This is a genomic window from Pantoea sp. Ap-967, assembly GCF_011752565.1.
GTDB lineage: Bacteria > Pseudomonadota > Gammaproteobacteria > Pseudomonadales > Pseudomonadaceae > Aquipseudomonas.
In genome coordinates, this window is the sequence record NZ_VWXK01000017.1 from 24,963 (window position 1) to 48,832 (window position 23,870).

Here is a 23,870-nt window from a genome sequence, read left to right on the forward strand (position 1 = left end):
AGCCCGCTCCTACAGGCCTTGTAGGAGCGGGCTTGCCCCGCGAATGGAGGGCAAAGCCCTCCCCCCTTCCCGCCATTTAAGGCTACGATGGTCAAACCTGCGCAACCTAGGTCTGAGCACGCCATGATCATCGGTGCCTTTCTCATTCTCACCTGGCTGGTGTTGCTGCTGCGCTACCCAGCCAAGGCCCTGCCGATTTCCCTGGCGGCCGTCTGTGGCCTGGGCCTGGTGGCCCTGCTGGTGATCTGGCAGGACAGCCGCGAAGCCTCGCAACTGGCACGCCTGGACCTGCGCCTGAGCTACGCCCCCGAACACTGCCCCGCCGACCGCGCCCTGCAGGTGCACATGAAAAACGGTAACAAGGCCCCGCTCACCGAGTTGCGCTGGCGCGTGGCGGCGTATGCGCCGGGCGATACCGTGAACCTGGCCGAGAACACCTACAACGCACCGCGCTACCGTGGGCCGGGTGAACTGCAACCGGGGGCCGAGTGGAAAGACTGCCTGCCGTTGCCGCCGCTGCGCTCGGGGTATCGGGCGCAGACACTCGAATTCCGTGCTGAGCATCTGCAAGGTACATTTGCCAATTGATCTAGCGCCTGTGCTTGCCCCGCGAAGAGGCCGGCACAGGTCCACCCACACCTCACCTGCCAACAGGCCCCCACCATGCCCACCGTCCTGATCACCGGTTGTTCCAGCGGCATCGGCCGCGCCCTGGCCGACGCCTTCCGCGATGCCGGCCACCACGTCTGGGCCACCGCCCGCAAGCCTGAAGACGTCGAGCGGCTCCAGGCCGCCGGCTTCACCGCCCGGCAACTGGACGTAAACGACAGCGAGGCCTTGGCCCGCCTGGCCGATGAACTGGAAACCCTCGATATCCTGATCAACAACGCCGGCTACGGTGCCATGGGCCCGCTGCTCGATGGCGGTGTCGAGGCGATGCGCCAACAGTTCGAAACCAATGTGTTCGCCGTGGTCGGCGTCACCCGCGCGCTGTTCCCGCTGCTGCGCCGCTCGCGAGGGTTGGTGGTGAACATCGGCAGTGTGTCGGGGGTGCTGGTCACCCCGTTCGCCGGGGCCTACTGCGCATCCAAGGCCGCCGTGCACGCCTTGAGCGATGCCCTGCGCCTGGAGCTGGCGCCGTTCGGTGTGCAGGTGATGGAAGTGCAGCCCGGGGCGATTGCCTCGCAGTTCGCCAGCAATGCCCAGCGCCAGGCCGACCAGGTGCTGGCGGCGGACTCGGCGTGGTGGCCGTTGCGTGAGCATGTGCAGGCGCGGGCACGGGCCTCGCAGGACCAGCCGACCTCGGCGGCGGCGTTTGCCCAAGGGGTGTTGGCGGCGGCTGGCAAGGCGCCGGTGCCGGCGCTGGTCAGGCTGGGCAATGGCAGCACGGCGCTGCCGTTGATGGCCCGGTTGCTGCCTGGGCGGCTGCTGGACTGGGCGTTGCGCAAGCGCTTTGGGTTACTCCGCCCCCTCTGATATCGGTGTCGGCCTCTTCGCGGGCAAGCCCGCTCCCACATTGTCCGCGTTGTTGCAGGTCCTTGTAGGAGCGGGCTTGCCCCGCGAAAGGGCCGGCCCAGGCGAGCACAATCAGGCAATCGAGCGCAGCACCCCGCCATCCACCCGCAAGGCAGCCCCGGTCGTTGCACTGGCCTGCGTCGACGCCAGGTAAACCACCATGTTCGCCACCTCTTCCACCGTCGCCAGCCGCTTGATCAGCGACGTCGGCCGGTGCTCGGCCAGGAAGTTGGCCTCCAGCTCATCGCTGGAAACGCCCTGCTCCTGCGCCAGCTTGGCGAAGAAATCACCCACCCCTTCCGAGCGGGTCGGCCCCGGCAGCACCGCGTTGACGGTGACCCCAGTGCCCGCCAGTGTTTCGGCCAGGCCACGGGACACCGCCAGCAACGCGGTCTTGGTCATGCCGTAATGGATCATTTCGGTCGGGATCTGCAAGGCCGACTCACTGGACAGGAACAGCACCCGCCCCCATTTGCGCTCGGCCATGCCCTGGGCGTAATGGCGCGACAGGCGCACGGCGCTGAGCACGTTGACGTCGAAGAAGCGCTGCCAGTCGGCATCATCGATCTCGAAGAACGGCTTGGGTTCGAAGATGCCAAGGTTATTGACCAGGATGTCGGTGTGCGGCACCTGATCGAACAGCTGCTGCGCGCCGGCCGGGGTGCTGAGGTCGGCGGCGATGCCGATGATGCGCGCCTGGGGCAGGCGCTCGCGCACGGCCTTCAGGGCTTCGTCGACACGGGCCTGGGTGCGGCCGTTGAGCACCACTTCGGCGCCCGCCTCGGCCAGGCCCATGGCGATTGCCAGGCCGATGCCGGCGGTGGAACCGCTGACGATGGCGCGCTTGCCGTTCAAGGAAATGTGCATCTGTGCCTCCTCGCTGCTCTGGGGATTTGTTGGGGCCGCCTTGCGGCCCATCGCGACCTACGGTCGCTCCTACAGGGGATTCGATCGGCCCGGTAGGAGCGACCGCAGGTCGCGATGGGCCCGGTAGGAGCGACCACAGGTCGCGATGGGCTGCGCAGCAGCCCCCGCCTTACGCTTTCTCGTCAAACGCCTGCCAGCCACCGCCCAGGGCCTTGTACAACCCCACCAGGGCCTGCGACACCGCCGCCGAGCTGTCGATCCACTGCTCTTCGCTGGCCAGCAACGCGCTCTGCACGGTCAACACATTGAGAAAGTCCACCGCCCCTTCCACATACTGGCGCTGGGCCGTTTCCAGGGCGATGCGGTTCTGCCGCACCGCCTCTGCCAAATGCTCGCGACGCAATTGGCTGGCGTTGTACAGGCGTAGCACATCATCGATTTCATGCCAGGCGCCGAGCACCACCTTGCGGTAATTCAACGCCGCTTCCTGCTGCTGCGCCTCACGCAGCTGCAGGTTGCCCTTGAGCCGGCCACCCTCGAAAATCGGCAACGACAACTGCGGGCCAAAGGCGAAACGGCGCGAATCCCAGGCACCGAAGTCCGACAACTGCATGGCCTGGAAGCCAACACTGCCAGACAGGCGGATGCTCGGGTAGAAATCGGCCTTGGCCACGCCAATGCTGGCGGTGGCGGCGTGCAGGCGGGCCTCGGCCTGGCGAATGTCCGGGCGCCGCTCAGCCAGCTCGGACGGCAGGCCAATGGCGAATGTTTGCTGCGGGGCCGGCAGCTCACCGCCCTGCAGCAACTGGGCCTGCAGGCTGCGTGGTGGCTCGGCGGCCAACAGGCTGAGGGCGTTGATCAAGTCGTCGCGCCGGGCCTCCAGGCTCGGCAGGCGTGCTTCGATGGACGCGACCTGGGCGCTGGCCTGGGCCACGTCCAGGCGGGTCGCCACGCCTTCGGCCTGGCGGTCTTCAGACAGCTTCAGGCTGTGCCGGGCAACCTTGAGGTTGTCGCGGGTCACCTCCAGGGTGTGCTGCACGGCGCGCAGCTGGATGTAGTTGCCGGCCGTTTCCGAAAGCAGCGCCAGCAGTACCCCACGGCGGTCGTTCTCGGCCACTTCGACACTGGCATCGGCCGCTTCTACCTGGCGCCGTACACGGCCCCACAGGTCCAGCTCCCAACCTGCCACCAGGTCACCCTGCCAGAGGTTGAACGCTTCCTTGCCGGCCTTGCCGGAAGGGTCGCTCAGGCCCTCGGCGCTGTTGCGGGCCCGGCTGTAACCGGCGCTGGCACCCAGCGACGGCGACTCGTCGGCCGCCACCGTGCTGCGCAGGGCGCGGCTCTGCAGCAAGCGCGCACTGGCCATTTGCAGGTCGAGGTTGTTATCGGCCACGCGCTGGATCAGCGCGCTCAGCTGGGCATCGTGGAAGGTTTCCCACCAGCGCAGCTCCAACGGCTCGGCCTGGGGTTGGCTGGCGGCAGCCTCACCTTGCAGCGCGGCCCACTGGGCAGGCGCCTGGCTATCGGGCCGCTGGAAATTCGGCCCGAGGGTGCAGCCGGCCATCAGCACGGCCAGCAACAACGGGCTCAAACGAATGGCAGGGCTCATCGGGCACTTACCTCTTTGCCGGCCAGTGGCTCGCCCTGGGTGTCGATGGTCGCTTCCACCGACATGCCCACGCGCAGGCGTTCGAGCAGCGGCTGGCCGTCATCGAAGACGATCTTCACCGGAATGCGCTGCACCACCTTGGTGAAGTTGCCGGTGGCGTTGTCCGGCTTGACTGCGGCGAAGGTCACCCCCGTGGCCGGGGCGATGCTCTCGACATGGCCCTTGAGGGTTTCGCCGGCGAAGGTATCGACGCTGATGTGCACTGGCTGGCCTGGTTGCACGTGGGTCAGCTGGGTTTCCTGGAAGTTGCCGACCACGTAGGCATGCTGCAGCGGCACTACCGACAACAGCCGCGCCCCCGGGTTGACGAAAGCCCCCACGCGCAGCGCCCGCTCGCCGACCATGCCGTCCACCGGCGCCGTGATGCGCGTGTAGGACAGGTCCAGCTGGGCCTTTTCAAGGCCCGCTTCGGCGCGCTTGAGCTGGCCATCGGCGCTGGCCACCTGGGCCGTGAGGATGTCCACCTGCTTGCGGGTAGCCACCAGCGCGGCCTGGGCGTTGGCCAGGCGGGCCCGGGCCTGGTCGACGCGGCTGCGCGCCTGCTGGGCATTCTGCACGGTGCCGGCGCCCTGCTCGGCCAGGCGGCTGTAGCGGTTGACTTCGTGGTCGGCGAACGACGCCTCGGCCTGGGCCGCCGCCACCGCCGCCTGGGCCTGGGCAATCAAGGCGGCCTGGCGTTCGAGGGTGGCGCGGGCATCGGCGCTCTGCGCCTTGGCCACCAGCAGCTGGGCCTGGGCGGCGTCCAGCGCCGCCTGGTAGTCGCGCGCATCGATGGTGGCCAGCAGCTGGCCCGCCTGGACTTGCTGGTTGTCTTCAACCAGCACTTCCTTGATGAAGCCTGCGACCTTGGGCGCGACCACGGTGTAGTCGGCGATCACATAGGCATCGTTGGTACTCTGGCGCTGGTCGCTGCCAAACAGCCAGGGGCCGACGATACCGGCCAGCACGGCAACGCCGAGCACCGAGCCGATCAAGAGGGTTTTGCGGTTGTTGGTCATGTTCAGCGTCTCGAATTCATCCAGGGTTCAGGCCACCGCGCGCGGCGGATAGACCCGGGTAGGCACGAAAGGAATCAGGCAGATCAGCGCCACGGCGATGCAGGCCATGACCAGGTACAGGTCGGCCGAGGTCAGTACCAGCGCCTGGTTGTGAAGGCGCTTGGCCAGGCCTGCGGCGTTGTCGTCGATCAGCGGGGCGTTGCCCAGGCTGTCCACCAGGTGGTTGGAGTGAAAATGCCGGCGCAGGGTGCCGAGGGCGTCCAGCAGGCCGCCGGCGATCACGGCGGCCAGGCCTTTGACGGTGTTGAACCAGCTGGAGGCGAACGGGCCTTCCTGCGGGGTCATGCCGTTGGTGGAGAGCATCAGCAGCGGCAGCACCGCCATGGGCTGGCCGAATACCTGCAGCAGGTAGAACGGGTAGAAGTCGCCACGGATCCACTGGCTGGTCAGCAGGCTGCTGCCCAGGCAGGACACCGCCAGCATGGCCAGGCCCGTGGCCAGTACCCAGCGGCAGTCCACTGCGCGCAGGTTGCACAGCGCGGCGGTCAGCGGCAGGGCGAGCAGTTGCGGCATGGCCACCAGCATCATCAGCGGGCTGGTTTGCGCCGGGCGGTAGCCTTGGATCTGCGCCAGGTAGGCCGACGGAATGCTGGCAACGCCGGAAAGCACGATCAGCACCCCTGCCAGGGTCACCAGGGCAAAGCTCAGGTTGCGCCGCTGCAGCATGCGCAGCTGGAAGAACGGCAGCGGCTCGGACCATTCGTTGAACATGAACAGCACCAACAGCACTACACCGCCGCCCAGCAGCCAGCAGATCAGCGGCGAATCGAACCAGCCCCAGCGGTCACCGAGCGACAGGCCGAGCACGATGCTGCTGATGGCGGGCAGGCCCAGCAGCACGCCGCGCCAGTCGAACTGCTTGAAGCGCTCCAGGCGCAGCGGGTCCTGGGGCAGGCCCCAGCCGACGCAGAACATGGCCAGTGCCGAGGGCAGAATGATTTGCCAGAACGCCCACTGCCAGCCGACGTACTCGGTCCACAGCCCCGCCAGTGGTGTGCCGAGGTTGGGGCCGAAGGTGGCAGTCAGGGCGTAGCAGGCCAGGCCGTAGACCTTGATGCCCGGCGGCAGGAAGCGCAGTGCCACGCTCATCAGCATCGGCGGCAAGGCGCCCGAGGCGAAGCCCTGGAGGATGCGCAGCAGCATCAGGCTGTGCAGGTTGGGGGCGAACGGCTGCAGCAGGCCAAGCACGGCGAACAGGCCGACCGCGCTCATGGTGAAGCGGCGCAGGGAAAAGGTGGTGGCCAGCCAGGGGGCGAAGGCCATGGCCGAAACCGAGGCGGCACTGTACACCGCGAGCAGCCAGGCGCCTTCGTCGGCGCCAATGCCCATGGCACCGCGAATGTCGGCCAGGGAAATCTTGGTGACCGACTCGTTCAGGCCGGCGCAGAGCACGGCCAGCAGCACACCGAACAGCCCGACCACCACCCGCAGGCCAAACGCCGTCTGCACGGGGGCGGCCGGCGCAGGGGCGGCGGCAATCGCGGCAGAGGGGGCGGACAGGGAACTCATGGGCAGACATCTCCAGCAACAAATTTGCGACTGGAGCCAGTCTAAGAAGGTCGAATGCTGACGAAAACTGACTTATTGGCAGTTTTATATTGCGTGGGGCGCAATCGTGGTCGAGATCGAGTCGCCTGCTTCGCGGGGCAAGCCCGCTCCTACCCCGCGAAGCAGGCGGTGCGGCCTCAAGGGTCGACACTGCAGCAGGCTTTCAAGGTCTGCCGCAACCAGCGGTGCGCCGGGTCGTTGTGAAAACGCGGGTGCCAGGCCTGCAGCACGTTCACCCGCTCCAGCGGCACCGGGATCTCGAACGAGCGCAAAGGCAGGCCGAGCTTGTATACGCTGTTGAGGATATTGGCCGGCATTGGCAGGATCAGGTCCGAATCCGGCAGCGAGAACAGCGCCGAGTGAAAGCTTGGGGTAATCAGCGCCACCCGCCGCTGTACCTTGAAATGGGCCAGCTCCACATCGATCGGCCCATTGGCCCGGCCACGGCGGGACACGCTGATCTGTGGATAACTGGCAAAGCTGTCCGGCGTGATCGGCTCGTCGAAGATCGGGTGGTCGCGCCGCGCCAGGCCCACGTAATAGGTCTGGAACAGGCTCTGCACCTTGATCTCTGGCCCCAGGTCGACGGTGGAGCTGATGATCAGGTCGGTGCGCCCGTCGCGCAGCACGCTGTCGTCATCGCCCCCTGGGCTTTCTGGCACGAAACGCAGCACGGTGCGCGGCGCCTGCTCGTGCATGCGCCGCAGCAGCTGGGCGCCGTACAAGGCAATGAACAGGTCATTGGTGCGAATGTTGAATGCGCGGTCGAGCCGGGGCAGGTCGACTTCATCGGCGCTGCGGAACACCTCGCCGGCCTGCTCCACCAGCGCCGCCACCTGCTCGCGCAGGGCCAGGGCCCGCGGCGTGGGCACCAGGCCACGGCCGGCGCGTACCAGAATCGGATCACCGAGGGCATCACGGATGCGCCCCAAGGTCCGGCTCATGGCTGCCGGGCTCAGGTTCATGCGCTGCGCCGCACCCACCACGCTGCCCTCATCGAGCAAGGCATCGAGGGCGACGAGCAGGTTCATGTCCGGGAGTTGCATGGCCAGGTTCCGTTACAGCTGCGGGAAAAGGCGATGGTAGCAGGTTGGCGGATTGCACCAGACGCAATGCGCTCGTGCGTGGTGGGGCATTTATTCCCAGGATGGATTGAGCCAAGAATCATGCATGGCAGGCCAGCCCCTTTCGCGGCTAAACCCGCTCCCTGTAGGAGCGGGCTTGCCCCGCGAAAGGGCCAGACCTGCAAAAATGCCTACCTGCTACATTAAAGGATCCCCATGCCCAGCTCCGTCCTGATCGCCATCGACGCCTCCCCCTCTTCCAACGCCCTGCTCACCCTGGCCCGCCGCTACTGCCGCCCGGGCGAGCACGAACTGCACGTGCTGCTGGCCATCGACTCGACCTTCGCCGTGCACGACAAACCCGCCCCCTACACCGCCGAGGAGCTGGAGGAATACCCCGCCGCCTGCGAAGAGCAACGCCTGGGCGAGCGCGCCGTGGCCGAGGCCGTGGAACAACTGCGCCAGGCAGGCTTCAGCAGCCAGGGCTGCATGCTCGCCGGCCAGCCGGTAGACGCCATCGTGGCCAAGGCCCAGCAACTGGGCTGCGAGCTGATCATCATGGGCCACCGCCACCTGTCGCGGCTGGGCCGGTTACTGGACCCATCGATCAGCGCGAAGGTGATCGATCAGGTAGGCATGCCCGTCTTGGTTTGCGCAGCCTGAACCGCTTGTCCGCTCGGTAATGCAACTGCATTGACCAGACAATGCATTCGCATTACCTTCAAGAGCATTGCTGCAACCCAAGGATACCGGGCCAATGGCTACTCACTTCGACGTCGAGTCCACCCTGACCGATCGCTACCAGACCACCGTTCCCGAAACGGTGCGCCGTGCGCTGGGTTTGAAAAAACGTGACAAGATTCACTACTCGATTCGCCCGGACGGCAAGGTGATACTCACCCGCGCAGAGGCAACCGAGGACGATCCCGTGCTAGGCCAGTTCCTGAGTTTTCTGGCCCACGACATCGTAGCCAATCCTCAACGATTGCAGGTTGTCGATGCCGACCTCATCGCTCGCCTCGACAAGCTTGTGGGTGCTGCAGAGGTCGATCTGGATCAACCTCTCTCGGCGGACGATGAATGAGTGATGCGAGCAAGAAGCCGCTGGTAATTCATGGATGGACAGTGTTCGCCCACCCGCTGTTCCTGGCCAAGCTCGAAGCGCTCAGTGCACAGGTTCAGGCGCAGATGCAGAAAGACCCTGCGGGCTACACGAAAAAGAACGCGTTCAAACGGCTGGCAGCAATCAAACGTCTGGCGTTCGATGTGATCCCCCAAGATCCAACCAAGGTGGAGTACCGGCTGGGTGCAACACTGGGCGGTGAACACAAGCATTGGTTCAGAGCGAAGTTTTTCCAGCAATACCGGTTGTTCTTTCGCTACCACACACCCAGTCGGATCATCGTGCTGGCATGGGTCAACGACGATTCGACCAAGCGGGCCTATGACAGCAGCGATGACGCTTACAGGGTCTTCGGGAAGATGTTGCTAACCGGCCACCCGCCAGACGACTGGGATCAGTTGCTGCGCGAGTCAGGGCCCGCGCAACTAAAGCCTAGCTAGCACAGCTCATTCCTCGCCCGGTTTCACCACCACCGTACAGGTTGTCCCCGCCGCCAGCAGGAACCCTTCTGGCACCTCATCGATATGAATCCGCACCGGCACCCGCTGCGCCAGCCGTACCCAGTTGAAGGTCGGGTTCACGTCGGCAATCAGCTCGCGGCTCTGTGGGTTGTCGCGGTCGTAGATGCCGCGGGCGATGCTCTCCACGTGGCCCTTGATGCGCTCGCCGCTCATCATCTGCAACTCGGCCGGGTCGCCCACGTGCACATGGGGCAGCTTGGTTTCCTCGAAGAACCCATACACCCAGAACGACTGCTCGTCGACCACCGCCATCACCGCTTCACCGGTGCGCGCATAGTCGCCCTTGTGGATGTTCAGGTTGGTCACGTAGCCATCCACCGTGGCGACGATATGGGTGCGCTGGAGGTTCAGCTCGGCTGCCGCAAGCCCCGCCAGGGCCTGCTGGTATTCGGCCTGGGCGGCGTTGGCGATGTTGCTGGCGTCGTCGCGGTTTTCCCGGGAGATCACCAGGTTGTCCAGGTCGGCGCGGCGCTTGGCGTTGACCTTGCGCATGTCCCAGGTGGCCTTGCGCGAGGCCACCAGCGCCTTGGCCTGGTCGACCGCCAGTTGGTAGTGCTCGGGGTCGATCTGGATCAACAGGTCGCCCTTCTTGACCCGCTGGTTGTCCTTGACCGGTACGTCGACCACATAACCCGGCACGTCGGCGGCAACGTTGATGATGTCGGCGCGCACACGGCCGTCGCGGGTCCAGGGCGTTGTCATGTAGTGCAGCCACAACTGGCGGCCGATCACCACGGCAGCGGCCAGCACCAACAGGGTGGCGATCAGGCTGAAAAACTTTTTCATCGATGGATTCTCACCAGTAGAGCGATAGCGCCAGGGCGCCGAACAGGCAGACGAACAGGCTCAGGCGCAGCAGCGCCGGGTGCCAGAAGAAGCGGTAGCCATCATGGCTGGCAATGAACCGATCAAGGCCCCAGGCCAGGCCCAGGGCGAACAGGAACATCAGGGTCATGGTGGGCATGTACACGCCATGGAAGGCGATTTCACGGGGCATGGCATTACTGAACATGGTGCGTTCCTTTCGCCGGGGCCAGCGGCGACTGTGGGTCCAGCAGGGAAGAACGGATGAAGTGCAGGTAGCTCTGCGCCCGGCGCAGCACCGAGGTGTCGAAGTGCCGGGCAAAGGGCTCGTCGGTGGCCTGCACACGGGCGATGGCGTGGTCCACCGCCACCAGGGCGCGCTCGTGGTTGCTGGCGCTCGGTTGCAGGAACAACCGCGCCAGGGCCCGGCCCATCACGCGGATCGCCTGGCGCCAGGGCTGCGACTCGGCGTAGGCCGGGTGCACCGGCGCCCGCGCCTGCTCCTTGCGCAGCTCGATGATCGCGTGGCCGATCTCCAGCACCGTGAACATCCAGCCCATCAGCTGGCTCTGCACCTGTGGCTTGCCCGCCGCCAGACCATAGGCCTGGTGCAGCAGGTCGCGGGTGCGGCTTTCGAATGCGCTGCCGAGGCCACGCAAGCGCCCGCTGATGGCGAACAGCACCTGGCCGCGCAGCTCCTGTTCCAGGCGGCTCCACAACCAACGGCTGTTGGGCGGCAGGATGATCGCGCCAGCAGCGGCGCAGACGAACATGCCGATGACCATGCCGATGTAGTCGTTGATGAAGCTGTACGGGTCGTAGACGGTGAGGTTGTTCGGCACTGAGCCGATGGCGAAGAACACCAGCAAGCCAATGCCGTAGCCCGCGTAGGCCGGGCGCGACGACAGGAACGCGCCGAGTGCCAACACCGGCGCCAGGACCATGCACAACAACGCGAAGCCGTCGATCCAGGGGAACACGAAGAAGGTTTCGAAAAAGCCGACGAAGGCGCCGATGGCCGTGCCACAGGCCATCTGGAACGACATGCGCTTGGGATTTGGCGATGCCGCCGACAGACCCACGGTCACCGTGGCGATCAGGGTCATCATGGCGCCGCTGGGCCAATCGCTCATCAGCCAGTAGCTGCCCAGCAGCAGCAGCACCGCCGAGGCGCGCACGCCAGCGGCCAGCGACACCAGCCAGCTGGTCTGCGCCACGTAGGGCTCGTCCCACTGCTCGCGCTGGTGATTGTGCGCGGCCAGCGAGGCGTGGGTTTCGGCGTAGCTGTACATCTCGTCGACGAAGCGGTAAAGCAGCTCGAAGGCGGTATGGAAGTCCAGCTGGTCCGACTCGCTCGGCCCGGTGGCCAGGTAGTCGGCACGCAGGCCACGTACCTGGGCCTGCAGGCCCTCCTTGTAGGCGCCCAGCTCCAGCGTCAGGCGCAGGGCATCGGCGTCGGTGAGCGCCCGGCCGACATAGGGCTGCAGCAGTTCGACCAAGGTGCCAAGGCCAGGCTCGATGGCGCTGACGATCTGCAAGGGGCCGCGGGCGCGCAGGCGTTCCAGCAGGCGATGCAGGGCGTTGAAACGGGTGGTGATGGCCATGAACTCGCTGTTCATGCGCACCAGCCGGCCCGAACGCCGGCGCATGTGCGGGTCTTCGAAAGCGGTTACGTTGCGCAGGCTCTCCAGGCCCACCGCCTCGGCAACGAAACGCACGTTGCTGGTTTCGAAGCGGTCGCGCTGGCTGTCGCCGCGCAGGGCTTCGACCACCACACCTGCGAACACGCCAAAGCGCTGGTACAGGGCGTTGCGCATGGCGGCGCTGGCCGACTGGGGCAGGATCGCGGCGCTGACGAAGGTCGACACCAGGATACCCAGGGCAATCTCCAGCACCCGCCACACGGCGGCCATGAACGCCTGGTCGGGGTGCTGCAGCACCGGCAGGCCGATCATCGCTGCGGTGTAACCGGCCAGCACGAAGCCGTAGGCGCGGAAGGTGCGGTAGCGCATGGCGCCCGCCGAGCACAGGCCCACCCACAGCGCAAGGCTGGGCAGGAACAGCTCGGTGTTCTGCGGGAAAATGGCAATCAGCGCCACCATCATCGCTGAGCCTGCCAAGGTGCCGAGCACCCGGTAGAAGCTCTTGGCGAACACATGGCCGCTCTGCGGCTGCATGACGATGAACACAGTGATCATCGCCGTGCGCGGTTGCGGCAGCTCCAGGCGCATGGCCAGCCACAGGGTGATGAACGCCGCGGCCAGCACCTTGAAGATGTACACCCAGGTCACCCCGTCGGTACGCGCCCAGGCGAAAAAGCCCCGGCGCCACTCCAGGCGCTGCAGCCAGCGCACGGGCAAACTGCAAGCGCTCATTCGGCGTTACCCGGCTGCTGGTCGAACAGGGCCAGGCTGGCCGGGGTTTTCGGCGCGGCCTGACGCTGTTCGTCCGGCACGTCCTTGCCCGCCTGCAGGCCGCCGCCCAGGGCGGTGACCAGCTCGGCATGGGCAATCAGGCGCGCGGCCTGCACCTGCTGTTGCACCTGTTGCTGGCGAAACAGCAAGGTCTGGGCATTGAGCACATTGAGGTAGTCGGTCAGGCCGCGCTGGAAGGCGACCGTGGCGATGTCGTAGGTTTTCTGCGCAGCGGCCACCGACTCGGCGGCAAAGTGCGCCTGCTGCTGCATCGACTCACGGCGAATCAGCTGGTCGGAGATGTTCTTCAGCGCACCGACCACGGTCTGGTTGTAGCGCGCCACGGCCACGTCGTAACCCGCCGCGGCCACGCCCAGCTGCGAGCGCAGGCGGCCACCGTCGAAAATCGGCAGGCTGATCGCCGGGCCCACGTTGTAGTTGAACTTGCGCCCGGTCAGGAACGCCAGCGGGCCACCGCCGGTGGCCATGAAACCCAGGCTGCCGACCAGGTCGACATTGGGGAAGAAACCGGCATGGGCAACGTCGATGCCGCGGGCCTGGGCAGCCACCTGCCAGCGGCTGGCAACCACGTCGGGGCGCTGGCCGACCAGTTCGGCGGGCAGGTTGGACGGCAGCTTCAATGGCGCGGCCAGGGTCAGGCTCGGGCGCTGCAGTTGCGCGCCCTCCCCCGGGCCCTTGCCAGCCAGGGCGGCCAACTGGTTGCGGGCCAGGGCGATTTCTTCATCCAGGCTGTCGAGCTGGCGGTGGGTTTCAGGCAGCGGCGCCTCGGCCTGGCTGACTTCGAAATGGGTGCCGATGCCACCGGCCAGGCGGCGCTTGGCCAGGGCCAGGATCTGCTCTTGCTGTTCGAGTTCGGCCTTGACGATGTCGCGCTGGGCAAAGTGCAGGCTCAGCTGGATATAGGCGCGCACCACGTTGTTCTGCAATTCGAGTTGGGCCTGGCGGGCCTCGGCCACGCTCATATGCGCCTGGTCCACGGCCTGCTCGCTGGCATTGCGCTCTCGGCCCCACAGGTCCAGGGCGTAGCTGAAACCGATGGCGGCGTTGTTGTCCCAGGTGTTGGCCCCCGACAATGCGCCGGGGCCGTAGAACTGGTCCTCCGGCCAATTGTGCCGTTTGAGGCTGGCCTGGCCGTTGGCCTGCAGCTGTTCAGCCGACTCGACCACCCCGGCCATGGCCTTGGCCTCGCGTACCCGCGCCGCCGCCATGGCCAGGCTCGGGCTACCGGCCACGGCAAGGTTCACCCAGCGGTTCAGTTGCGGGTCGGCATAGGCCTGCCACCACTGTTGGTCGGGCCAATGGGCATCGCTGGCTGCCTCGCGAATGGCGGCATCAGGGGTCAGGGAATTGGCTTGCAGGGTCTTGCTTTGCGGGGCAATGCCCCAGGTTCCGATACAGCCGCTCAAGGTGAGACTAAGGGCACAGGCACTGAACACTTGAAGCGTTCTGATGATGCGACGCGGCACAGCTGCGATTTCCCGAGGAAGAGGTGGAGGGGCCGGGCAATTCTAGGGGGCAGCCGCACTGGCGATAAGCGCATATTCCTGCGAATCTTTGTTACCGAAACAGCGATAATCCGCCTTTGGTCGAAGGCAAGTTTTCATAACTTTTGCGTTACTTCATGACACAATTTTGTCCTCTATATCGAGAGTGACCCATGGACACCCTGCAAAACATGCGTGCTTTCAGTTGCGTAGCCCAGCTAGGCAGCTTTACCGCCGCCGCCGCGCAACTGGATACGACCACCGCGAACGTGTCGCGGGCGGTCTCCAACCTGGAAGCCCATCTGCAAACCCGGCTGCTCAACCGCACCACCCGGCGCATCGCCTTGACCGAAGCCGGCAAGCGATACCTGATGCGCTGCGAGCAAATCCTCACCTATGTCGAGGAAGCCGAGGCCGAGGCCAGCGACGCCCATGCCCGGCCTGCCGGGCAGTTGAAAGTGCACTCGATGACCGGGGTCGGCCAGCATTTCGTGGTCGATGCCATCACCCGCTACCGCGAATCGCACCCGGACGTGACCTTCGACCTGACCATGGCCAACCGCGTGCCAGACCTGCTCGAAGAGGGTTATGACGTGTCCATCGTGCTCGCCACCGAGCTGCCGGACTCCGGTTTCGTCTCCCAGCGCCTGGGCATCACCTACAGCATCGTCTGCGCCTCGCCCGACTACGTGGCGCGCAACGGCTTCGCGCACAAGCCGCTCGACCTGCTGCAGCACGCGTGCCTGCGCATGGTCAGCCCAGTGATTCCGCTGGAGAAGTGGTTGTTCGATGGCCCGGAAGGCCAGGAGCTGGTCAACATCACCAGCTCGCCGTTCCAGGTCAATTCGGCAGACGCGATGAAAACCGCGATCCGCAGCGGCATGGGCATGGGCGTGCTGCCGATCTACTCGGCAATCGACGGCCTGCGCGATGGCAGCCTGGTGCGGGCGCTGCCGGACTACCGCCTGCAGGAGCTGAACCTGTACGCCATCTACCCCTCGCGCCAATACCTGGATGCCAAGATCAAGACCTGGGTCGAGTACCTGCGCAATTCCCTGCCAGAGATTCTGGCGGCCCATGAGGCGGACCTGAAAACCCATGAATTGCTGATCGCCAACTGAAAAAGCTGCTGCACGGCGGCGGTGGACAATGGTAGGTTGCTAAGCAACAAACCCGACCCACCGCCTTGAGAAGTTGCCCGATGAAAAAGACCGTCCTGGCCTTCAGCCGCATCACCCCGGCCATGGCCGAGCGCCTGCAGCAAGACTTCAACGTGATCGTGCCAAGCCCCAAGCTCGGTGATATCAGTGCCCAGTTCAACGAAGCCCTGCCCGAGGCCCACGGCCTGATCGGTGCCGGGCGCAAGCTTGGCCGTGCGCAACTCGAAGGTGCGGGCAAGCTGGAGGTGGTGTCCAGCGTCTCGGTGGGCTACGACAACTACGATGTCGACTACTTCAACGAACGCGGCATCGCCCTGACCAACACCCCCGACGTGCTCACCGAAAGCACCGCCGACCTGGGCTTCTCGCTGATCATGGGTTGCGCCCGGCGCACCGCCGAGCTCGATGCCTGGACCAAGGCCGGCAACTGGCAGGCCACCGTTGCGCCGTCGCACTTCGGCAGCGATGTGCATGGCAAGACCCTGGGCATCGTCGGCCTGGGCAACATCGGCGCGGCCGTTGCCCGCCGTGGCCGCTTCGGTTTCGGCATGTCCATCCTGTATGCCGGCAACAGCCGCAAGGCGGCGCTGGAGCAGGAGTTGGGCGCGCAGTACCGCAGCCTTGAGCAGTTGCTGGCCGAATCGGACTTCGTTTGCCTGGTGGTGCCGCTGTCCGACGCCACGCGCAAGCTGATCGGTGCCCGCGAGCTGAAGCTGATGAAGCCCAGCGCGTTTCTGATCAACATCGCCCGCGGCCCGGTGGTGGACGAGGCGGCGTTGGTCGAGGCGCTGCAGAACGGCACCATTCGCGGGGCCGGGCTGGATGTGTACGAGAAAGAACCGCTGAGCGAATCGCCCTTGTTCCAACTACCCAATGCACTGACCCTGCCGCACATTGGCTCGGCCACGGCGGAAACCCGCGAGGCCATGGCCAACCGGGCCATGGAGAACTTGCGGGCGGCGCTGCTGGGTGAGCGGCCGCGGGATTTGGTGAATCCACAGGTTTGGAAGGGGTGATGGTTTTTTAGCGCTTGTGGTGGCTTCTTCGCGGGGCAAGCCCGCTCCTGCATCGCCAGGCCTGTGATGTACCTGTGGGAGCGGGCTTGCCCGCGAAGAGGCCGGGACAGGCAATAGCGATTACCGCTGGCGCCGCCGGCCCAGCACCTTGCGCACCACATACCGGGGGCGGTGCTTGGTTTCCTGGTAGATCCGCCCGATGTACTCCCCCAGTATCCCGATGCCGATAAGCTGCACCCCGCCGAGAAACAGGATCGCCGTCATGATCGACGGGTAGCCTGGCAAGTCGTTGCCGTGGAGCATCTTGTCCACCAGCATGTACACGGCAAAGGCAAAGGCGAACAGCGACACGCCCGCCCCTACGTAGCTCCACAGCCGCAACGGCACGGTACTGAACGAAGTGATGCCGTCCAGGGCCAGGTTCCACAGCCGCCAGAAACTGAACTTGCTGTTGCCCGCCACCCGCTCCGGCCGGTCGTACTCGACGATCACCGTGCGAAAACCCACCCACGACAGCACGCCTTTCATGAACAGTTGCTGCTCGGGCAACTGGCGGATAGCAGCCACCACCTTGCGGTCGAGCAGCCGAAAATCGCCGACGTTCTCTTCGATATGGGTTGAAGCAATGCGGTTGTGCAGGCGGTAATAAAGCCGTGCGCTCCAGCGCTTGAACGGCGTATCGGCAGTGCGGCTGCGGCGCTTGGCCAGCACCACATCGGCCCCCTGCTGCCATTGCTCGATCATCTGTGCAATGAGCGACACCGGGTCTTGCAGGTCGACATCGATCGGCACCACGGCATCGCCTTCGGCGTACTCAAGCCCGGCGAACAAGGCCGACTCCTTGCCGAAATTGCGCGAGAAGTTCACCACCGATACCCACTCGTCCCGCGCCGCCAGGGCCGCGCAGATGTCTTCGCTGGCGTCATCGCTGCCGTCATTGACGAACAGGATTTCCACGGTCGTGCCCTGCAGGGTCGGCTCGTTGCGCACGGCCTGGTAGAACCGCTCCAGGGTGTCCTGTTCGTTGTATACCGGTACGATCAGGGTGATGTTCATGGCGTGTTCCGTCTGAAGACCACGGTGTGCGAGTAGCAATAGCCTGCCACCAGGCTGACTGCCGAAAAGGCCAGCAGGGTCAGCCAGGGTGATAGCCTTGCCCAGTCCGCCATGGCCCCCAAGGCCAGGCTCAGCGCTCCCATGCCCAGCATGAACAGCAGGTAGCGTGGGCCGGAGGGCCTGACCGCGAAGGTATAGTGGGCGTTGGCGTAGTAGGAAAGGGTCGCTGCCACGGCGAATGCCAGCAGGTTGCTCGACGCCTGGCGCAGCCCCAGCATCAGGTGCAGGCCAAGGAACACCAGCCAGTGCACCAGCGTGTTGCCGATGCCTACCAGCCCGTAACGGGCGAAACGGTGCCAGGTCACTGGCCGTAGCCCTCGGGTGGCTTGATCAGCACGTAGACGTCGTCAGCCACCCGGTAGAGGTCATAGAGGCGGCTGGAAAGCACGGGCGTGGGGCTCTGGGCCATCACTTGCTGCCGGTTCAATGGAGGGGTCTGGTAGAAACTGTGCAGGTCGTCGATGCCGGCCCGGGGCAACATTTCTGGCAACACGATGAAGTTGTAGGCATGAACCATGGCCATCGCTGGCATGGCCTCCAGCGTGCCAGCGGCGGCTGGAATCCACGGCCGCTTGAGCCAGAAATCGAGCACATAGAAGTGCTTTGCCTGGTTGAGCTGCGGTTGTGACTGCAGGTCGTGAACCAATGACTGAGTGACCGCTTGATGCAACTCCTTCTGCAGCAGCATGACCCGACCATAGGCGAACGAAAACGACAACATGAACAGCACTGGCACCCCAAGCACGAGCACGCGAACACGCGGCCAGCCAGCAAGGGCTGCATACGCCAGGTACTGAATCAGCATCAGCAGGACGCCCAACCCCATCAGTACCCGCACCGCCTTCTCGAACGCAGCCAGGAACAGGATCAAGCCTGGGACACATAGCACAACGGTCAGCGTGCCCAGCAGCAAGGCAATCGACAGGCTCAGTGGCCCGCCAATCCCAACGTCAGCCCGCCACAGCCGCATCAGCTGGTGCAGCAAGCAGGCAACGGCCAGGGCCAACAGGGTAATGAAGACCCAGGCACTCCAAGGTGTAACCAGCAAACCGACCACCTCGGCCGTTGCTTGCAGGCGCTGCGTTACCTCCTCTAGCCATTGCGAATTCAACGGCAGCATTTCGCCCCGCGTGGAAGTGACCATCCAGGCACTGCTTGCGTAATAAACCAGCAGCCCTCCCAGCAGTTGCCCAACACGGGCCAGCGCGTGCCGATACACATGCACCGCCCTGTCGCCGTTCATTACGTTGAGCATCGCCTCCATCCCACACAGGCCGATAAATACATTGACGCTGGGCTGGTAGAGCGCCGCCGCTGCGGCCACCAGCGCCATGCCTGCTGCATGGCTGCCCAAGCGCCCGACCTTGGACATCACCGCCCACAGTGCCGCACTCAGGGACAGCGCCATGGCTGCACCGTCGTACTGGTAGGAAAGGTTCTGCAGGAAATACGGTTGCAACCACAGCGGCAGCACCACCCACACAGCACTCACTGTTGGCGCTGGAAACCAGCCAACCACCAGGCGGGCGAGGGCAAATCCGGATACCACCACAGCCAGCAGCAATGGCAGCGGGTAAAGGTCGACTGCACCTGGCCCGAAACTCAGCGCCGCAAACAACGCAACCATCAGGGGCCGGCCGAAATAGCTCCAGTCATTGCGGGCCATTTGCGCACGGGCGTAGTCATCGAGAAACGGGTGGTCAGCCATCAGCAGCGGCAGAATGTGCACGAGCAAGGCCGCCGTGCATAACAACCGGAGTTGCGCCTGCGTGAGTGGCCTGTTCCATATAGACACTGCAGCCATCTGGCTTCCCCGGGCAAGAACTCCCAGCCAAGTCTAGCCAGATGCCCGCTGAGCGCACCTGGCATTTTTGCCAGGCGCTGGGCCTCAGGTGCGTGCCAGCGCGCCAGTGGCCTTGTTCACGGGTTTTCTGAATACCAGCACGTTGCCCATCATGACCGCCACCAACCCCAACAGTGCCGGGCTGGTCCACTGATACCCCTCGGCAAACGCCGAGATGTTCAGCGCCACCAGCGGGAACAGCACCGTGCAATAGGCGGCGCGTTCCGGCCCCATGCGCCCGACCAGGGTCAGGTAGGCGGTAAAGCCGATCACCGAGCCGGGAATGACCAGGTACAGCAGCGAGCCGATGTAGCGGCCGTTCCATTCCATGGCGAAGGGTATGTCGCTGGCCAGGCAGTACCCGGCCAGCATCGCCGCGCCATAGAGCATGCCCCAGGCATTGGTGGTCATGGGCTTGAGGCCGGCTTTCTGCTGCATGCTCGACAGCATGTTGCCGGCCGAGAAGCACAGCGTGCCCAGCAACGCCAGGCCCAGGCCGTAGAGGGTTTCAGGGCTGGCGGCGTGGTGCGACAGTTCCGGCCAGAACAACAGGCCGAGCCCCAACAGGCCCAGCGCGCCCCCGCCCAGCACGTTGCCGGCAATTTTCTGGCCGAAGAAGATCCGCGCGTTCAGGGCGTTCCACAGGGTGGCGGTGGAGAACACCACGGCGATCAGGCCGCTGGCGATCCACTGGCTGGCGGTGAGGAAACACATGAAGTTGACGCAGAACAGGCAAAGGCCCTGGGCCAGGCAAACCAGGTGGCCGCGCCGGTTCATCGGCTGCAGGCGGCGGGTGAGCAGGAGGATGGCGAACAGGATCAGGCCGGCCAGGGCGAAGCGGTAGACGATCGACACGGGAATGGCGACCACGCCCAGTTGCAGTTTCAGGGCGATCCAGGTGGTGCCCCAGATCAGGACGGTGAGCAGGTACAGAGACAGGTTCATGGTGGTGGTTCCTTGGGCCTTTCAAGATCGGTTCCCGGCGCTTCGCGGGCAAGCCCGCTCCCACAGGTACGGCAGCTCCCTTGCCAGCGGCGCGGTCCCTGTAGGAGCGGGCTTGCCCCGCGAATCGAGGGCGCAGCCCTCGCCGGAGCCACCAGTGTCCCCCCTGCCCCCCCCCCACCGCTTGCACAAACTTGCGCTTTTCCTGCCCAACCAGCTGTCACCGCCCCCCAGGCGCAGTACGATGGCAGCCAGAGGACCCAGCCATGACCCCACTCAGCCAACTGCAAGTGTTCAACGCCATGCACGCCTCGCCCAACGCCCGGCTGGAGCTGAGCGCGCAGCTGGGCGACGGCCTTGCCGCAGCGCTGTGGAGCAACCGCGACGACGCTCGCGACTACCAGGCGCCAAGCCACCACACCCTGTCGTGCTACATCGCCGACGGCACCGGTACCTTCCGTCGCCAGCGCCCGGCGGACAAGGGCGCGCCGAACAAACTGTGCATCATGCCGGCGGGCTTTGAGTCGAACTGGGTGGTCAACGGCGCCATTCGCCTGGCGCACCTGTACGTCAGCGAGGCGCAATTCGCCCTGGGCTGCGTGCGCCTGCTCGACCGCGAGCCGCGCGAGTTGCAGCTGCACGAGGCAACCTTCATCGACGACCCGCAGCAGTCGGTGCGCTTTCGCCAGTTGATCGGCCTGGCCTGGGACGAACCTGCCGAGCGCCTGCTGGCCAGCAGCCTGGCCCACGCGATCGTCGACCACGCCGTGCTCAGCCAGGTGGGGTTGCGCCAGGGGGTGCGGCTCAAGGGCGGGTTGGCACCCAGCCTGCGCCGCCAGTTGGTGGATTACCTGGAGGCGAACCTGGACCAGCCGATCACCCTGGGTGAACTGGCACTGCGCTGCAACCTGTCCGAATACCACTTTGCGCGGATGTTCCGCACCAGTTTCGGCCTGCCGCCCCACCAGTACCTGCTGGCGCGGCGGCTGCACCGGGCTTGCCAACTGCTGCGCCTGGCCGAGTTGCCGTTGGGGCAGGTGGCGCTGCTGTGCGGGTTCGCCAGTGCCAGCCATTTCAGCAACCGCTTCCGCCAGGCGTTTGGGGCAACCCCAGGCCAGTACCGCACGGCCACCTGCAGCTGAAGGACCCACTGCGTCCCACTCCCCGGTAGGAGCGAGCGCAGCTCGCGATGCGCCGCACCCGCGGCGCTGGGCTTCGAAACGAGCACCGCTGGCGCGGCGCATCGCGAGCTGCGCTCGCTCCTACCCTCAGGGGAGCGTCAGAACTCGAAGGTACTGGACAAGCTCACCTGCCGCGCATCACCAATGGCGACGAAATACTGGTTCACCGCCGAGCTGTAGTACACCTTGTCGAACAGGTTCTTCACGTTCAACTGCAAGCGCACCTTGTGTTCATCGAGCTTGGTTTCGTAGCTGGCGAACGCATCTGCCACGGTGTAGCTCGGCAAGTCGAAGGTATTGGTCGAATTGCCTGGGCGTTCACCCACGTAGCGCGCCCCGGCGCCCACCCGCAGGCGGTCGCCGCCGAACAGGCTGCCGAAGTCATACACCGCCGACAGCGAGCCGCTGTGCCGGGCCACGTTCTGCAAGCGGTTGCCCTTGAGGTCTGGGTCCTTGGTCACCTTGGCATCGGTGAAGGCATAGCTGCCGATCAGGCTCCAGTGCTCGCTGAGCTGCCCGGTCAGGTCCAGCTCCACGCCCCGCGAATTGACTTCACCGGCGTTGCTGTACAGCGTCTCGCCCGTGCTGCTGTCGAAGTTGGCCACCAGCACGTTCTGCTTGGTGATGTCGAACAGCGCCAGGGTGCCGCTCAGGCTGCCCGGCATGTCGAGCTTGGCGCCCAACTCCCAGGACTTGCCCTCCTCCGGCGCCACCGACGAGTCCAGCACCACGCCACCGGTCAGCGGGGCAATGCTGGAGTTGGGCTTGAACGACTCGCTGTAGCTGCCATAGAACGACAACTGGTCGTCGACCTTGTAGACGATGCCCGCATGCGGCACCCAGGCCTGGCCGCTGGTGTCGGTGTTGGCCTTGAATGGGCGGCCACGGCCGGCGTACTGGTCGAACTGCTGGAAGCGCGCACCCGCCACCACGATCCAGTGCTCATCCAGGTGCAGCGCATCCTGCAGGAAGATCGCATCGGTGCGCAGCTTGTCGGTCTGGTCGCTGTCGCTGGCCCGCACCGTGCTGCCTTCCACTTCCTGGCCGTACACCGGGTTCAGGTAACTGAAGGTGGACTTGGCCGTCTGGCGAATCAGGTCGCCGCGAAAGATCTTGCGGTCTTCGTGGTCGACCCCGAACAGCAAATCGTGCTGCATGCCGGCCAGTTGCACATTGCCGTTCAGGCTCAGGGTGGCGAACTGGTCGCGGCTCATGGCGTTATGGGTGCCGTCGATGCTGCGGGTCAGGGTGCCCTTGGCCTCGTTCACGCCGGTAACGCGCACTTGGCTGGCGTCGTAAGTTTCGCGGTTGAAGCTGTAGCCGAAATGCAGCTTCCAGTCGTCGGCCAGTTGGTGGTCGACTTCCAGGCGGTACAGGTCGGAGCGCCCTTCCATGTCGTTGAAGGGTTCGTCGAGGCGGCGCGTGGCCGGAATGTTCAGCGGGTGGCCATTGCTGCCGAACGCGGTGCCGCGGTCGAAGGGGTAGAGGAACTCACGGTGCTCGTAGGCCAGCACCACCTGGGTGTCTTCGCCCAGCCAGGCGAACGACGGCGCTACCAGCGATTCACGGTGCACCCCGAAGTTGCGCCAGTAGTCTTCGTCTTCGTGGTCGACGATCAGCCGGTAGGCGAAGTTGCTGCCGCCCAGTGCGCCGGTGCTGTCGAAACCGCCGCCGCTGCCGTTCTTGCCACTGCCGTAGGTGGAGCCGCGCACGGTCAGGGCATTGTACTGCTCCAGTTGCGGGCGCTTGCTGACCACGTTGATGACCCCGCCTGGGTCCTGGATGCCGTACAGCAGCGAAGCCGGGCCCTTGAGCACTTCGACCCGCTCGGTGCTGGCGTTGAGGCTGCGGCCCTGCACCAGCGGCATGCCGTCGCGCATGATCGAGCCATCGCGGTTGTCGCCGAAGCCACGCTTCATCACGGTGTCGGAGGTGCCGCCAAAGTTGTTGCCCTGGGTGATGCCGCTGACGTTGGCCAGGGCATCGTCGAGGTTACGTGGCGCCTGGTCGCGCAGTACCTGGGCCGGCACTACGTTGATGGCCTGGGGGATGTCCTGGGACGGGCCCTGGCCGCGCATGATCGAGGCGCTGGCCGGTGGCTGGTAGCTGTAGTTGTCAAGCTGCGAGGTAACGTTGGTGGCCTGCAGGTTGAGGGCGCCGGAGGTGTCGACGGTTTCCAGCGTCAGGGTGCGGGCATCCAGGCGGCGCCAGGTCAGGCCGCTGTTGCCCAGCAGCTGCTGCAGGGCCTGCTCGGCGCTGAAGTTGCCGTTCAGCGCGGGGGCCTGCACGCCGGGCAGTTCGAGGGTGTAGACCACGCTCTGGCCGGTGGCGCGGCTGAAGGCGTTGAGCGCCTGGGCCAGGGGCTGGCTGGGTTGGGCAAAAGCGTGCAACTGGACCTGCTCGGCGGCCATGGCGAAGGGCGCAGCGGCGAGGGCCGAGCAGGCAGTGAGGCCGAACCAGAGGGGGACGCAACGCGGGGTGAACTTCATGGACGCTGACCTGTTAGAGGGTGATGACTGCGAAT

General features: G+C 65.5%; 22 protein-coding genes. 8 read left to right on the plus strand and 14 right to left on the minus strand.

What is annotated here, in order from left to right; all coding sequences use genetic code 11:
* Positions 1-123 precede the first annotated feature (123 nt).
* Together F3J45_RS18185 and F3J45_RS18190 are read left to right on the plus strand one after the other, a co-directional pair.
* Entirely contained in the window at positions 124-588 is a 465-nt protein-coding gene (locus F3J45_RS18185; protein WP_167065689.1) for a multidrug transporter, read from the plus strand.
* A 75-nt stretch (positions 589-663) separates the two neighbouring features.
* The gene (locus F3J45_RS18190) at positions 664-1,476 is read left to right on the plus strand and encodes an SDR family oxidoreductase (protein WP_167065692.1); all 813 of its coding nucleotides are present in this window, start codon (positions 664-666) and stop codon (positions 1,474-1,476) included.
* 111 nt (positions 1,477-1,587) lie between these two features.
* On the opposite strand, the gene F3J45_RS18195 is transcribed toward F3J45_RS18190, so the two are convergent.
* From F3J45_RS18195 to F3J45_RS18215, 5 genes are all read right to left on the minus strand, one after another.
* Entirely contained in the window at positions 1,588-2,382 is a 795-nt protein-coding gene (locus F3J45_RS18195) for an SDR family NAD(P)-dependent oxidoreductase (RefSeq protein WP_167065695.1), read from the minus strand.
* A 169-nt stretch (positions 2,383-2,551) separates the two neighbouring features.
* The gene (locus tag F3J45_RS18200) at positions 2,552-3,991 is read right to left on the minus strand and encodes an efflux transporter outer membrane subunit (RefSeq protein WP_167065698.1); all 1,440 of its coding nucleotides are present in this window, start codon (positions 3,989-3,991) and stop codon (positions 2,552-2,554) included.
* On the minus strand, positions 3,988-5,049 hold the full coding sequence (locus tag F3J45_RS18205; RefSeq protein ID WP_167065701.1) for an HlyD family secretion protein: 1,062 nt from the start codon (positions 5,047-5,049) through the stop codon (positions 3,988-3,990). The genes F3J45_RS18200 and F3J45_RS18205 overlap by 4 nt, the downstream gene beginning before the upstream one ends.
* A 27-nt stretch (positions 5,050-5,076) precedes the next feature.
* On the minus strand, positions 5,077-6,618 hold the full coding sequence (locus tag F3J45_RS18210) for an MFS transporter (protein WP_167065703.1): 1,542 nt from the start codon (positions 6,616-6,618) through the stop codon (positions 5,077-5,079).
* Positions 6,619-6,794: 176 nt separating this feature from the next.
* Entirely contained in the window at positions 6,795-7,703 is a 909-nt protein-coding gene (locus F3J45_RS18215) for a LysR family transcriptional regulator (RefSeq protein ID WP_167065705.1), read from the minus strand.
* A 234-nt stretch (positions 7,704-7,937) separates the two neighbouring features.
* Between F3J45_RS18215 and F3J45_RS18220 the strand changes: the two genes are divergently transcribed.
* The 3 genes from F3J45_RS18220 to F3J45_RS18230 all read left to right on the plus strand — a co-directional run bounded on the left by F3J45_RS18220 (position 7,938) and on the right by F3J45_RS18230 (position 9,284).
* Positions 7,938-8,384: a universal stress protein gene (locus tag F3J45_RS18220; protein ID WP_167065707.1), complete on the plus strand. Its 447-nt coding sequence runs from the start codon at positions 7,938-7,940 to the stop codon at positions 8,382-8,384.
* A gap of 94 nt (positions 8,385-8,478) precedes the next feature.
* Positions 8,479-8,805 (plus strand): type II toxin-antitoxin system PrlF family antitoxin, encoded by a 327-nt coding sequence (locus F3J45_RS18225; RefSeq protein ID WP_167065709.1) that lies wholly within the window; start codon positions 8,479-8,481, stop codon positions 8,803-8,805.
* Positions 8,802-9,284 carry a type II toxin-antitoxin system YhaV family toxin gene (locus F3J45_RS18230; RefSeq protein ID WP_167065711.1) on the plus strand — a complete coding sequence of 161 codons (483 nt, stop codon included), beginning with the start codon at positions 8,802-8,804 and terminating at the stop codon, positions 9,282-9,284. Before F3J45_RS18225 ends, F3J45_RS18230 begins: the two co-directional genes overlap by 4 nt.
* Positions 9,285-9,290: 6 nt before the next feature.
* Here F3J45_RS18230 and F3J45_RS18235 read toward each other — a convergent pair whose 3' ends face one another.
* From F3J45_RS18235 to F3J45_RS18250, 4 genes are read right to left on the minus strand one after another with little or no spacing between them, the layout of a single operon-like run.
* Complete coding sequence (locus F3J45_RS18235) at positions 9,291-10,151, minus strand: HlyD family secretion protein (protein WP_167065713.1); 861 nt, start codon at positions 10,149-10,151, stop codon at positions 9,291-9,293.
* Positions 10,152-10,161: 10 nt separating this feature from the next.
* A complete protein-coding gene (locus F3J45_RS18240; protein ID WP_008097766.1) occupies positions 10,162-10,362 on the minus strand; it encodes a DUF1656 domain-containing protein in 201 nt (66 codons plus the stop codon).
* Between the two features lie 4 nt (positions 10,363-10,366).
* Positions 10,367-12,544: an FUSC family protein gene (locus tag F3J45_RS18245; RefSeq protein ID WP_167065716.1), complete on the minus strand. Its 2,178-nt coding sequence runs from the start codon at positions 12,542-12,544 to the stop codon at positions 10,367-10,369.
* A complete protein-coding gene (locus F3J45_RS18250) occupies positions 12,541-14,070 on the minus strand; it encodes an efflux transporter outer membrane subunit (RefSeq protein WP_167065718.1) in 1,530 nt (509 codons plus the stop codon). Before F3J45_RS18250 ends, F3J45_RS18245 begins: the two co-directional genes overlap by 4 nt.
* A gap of 191 nt (positions 14,071-14,261) precedes the next feature.
* On the opposite strand from F3J45_RS18250, the gene F3J45_RS18255 reads away from it, so the two are divergent.
* Both F3J45_RS18255 and F3J45_RS18260 read left to right on the plus strand, forming a co-directional pair.
* Positions 14,262-15,209 (plus strand): LysR family transcriptional regulator, encoded by a 948-nt coding sequence (locus tag F3J45_RS18255; protein WP_167065721.1) that lies wholly within the window; start codon positions 14,262-14,264, stop codon positions 15,207-15,209.
* Positions 15,210-15,289: 80 nt separating this feature from the next.
* Positions 15,290-16,264: a D-glycerate dehydrogenase gene (locus F3J45_RS18260; protein ID WP_167065724.1), complete on the plus strand. Its 975-nt coding sequence runs from the start codon at positions 15,290-15,292 to the stop codon at positions 16,262-16,264.
* Between the two features lie 120 nt (positions 16,265-16,384).
* On the opposite strand, the gene F3J45_RS18265 is transcribed toward F3J45_RS18260, so the two are convergent.
* The 4 genes from F3J45_RS18265 to F3J45_RS18280 form a co-directional block, all read right to left on the minus strand.
* Positions 16,385-17,320 carry a glycosyltransferase family 2 protein gene (locus F3J45_RS18265; protein WP_167065727.1) on the minus strand — a complete coding sequence of 312 codons (936 nt, stop codon included), beginning with the start codon at positions 17,318-17,320 and terminating at the stop codon, positions 16,385-16,387.
* Entirely contained in the window at positions 17,317-17,685 is a 369-nt protein-coding gene (locus tag F3J45_RS18270) for a GtrA family protein (protein ID WP_167065730.1), read from the minus strand. The genes F3J45_RS18265 and F3J45_RS18270 overlap by 4 nt, the downstream gene beginning before the upstream one ends.
* Positions 17,682-19,109, minus strand: coding sequence for a glucosyltransferase domain-containing protein (locus F3J45_RS18275; RefSeq protein WP_167065733.1), 1,428 nt, complete (start codon positions 19,107-19,109; stop codon positions 17,682-17,684). The genes F3J45_RS18270 and F3J45_RS18275 overlap by 4 nt, the downstream gene beginning before the upstream one ends.
* Before the next feature lie 159 nt (positions 19,110-19,268).
* Positions 19,269-20,168, minus strand: coding sequence for a DMT family transporter (locus tag F3J45_RS18280; protein ID WP_167065736.1), 900 nt, complete (start codon positions 20,166-20,168; stop codon positions 19,269-19,271).
* Positions 20,169-20,431: 263 nt separating this feature from the next.
* Between F3J45_RS18280 and F3J45_RS18285 the strand changes: the two genes are divergently transcribed.
* Complete coding sequence (locus F3J45_RS18285; RefSeq protein ID WP_167065740.1) at positions 20,432-21,307, plus strand: AraC family transcriptional regulator; 876 nt, start codon at positions 20,432-20,434, stop codon at positions 21,305-21,307.
* A 137-nt stretch (positions 21,308-21,444) separates the two neighbouring features.
* Here the strand turns inward: F3J45_RS18285 and F3J45_RS18290 are convergent, their stop codons facing one another.
* A complete protein-coding gene (locus F3J45_RS18290; RefSeq protein ID WP_167065743.1) occupies positions 21,445-23,835 on the minus strand; it encodes a TonB-dependent receptor in 2,391 nt (796 codons plus the stop codon).
* Positions 23,836-23,870 lie beyond the last annotated feature (35 nt).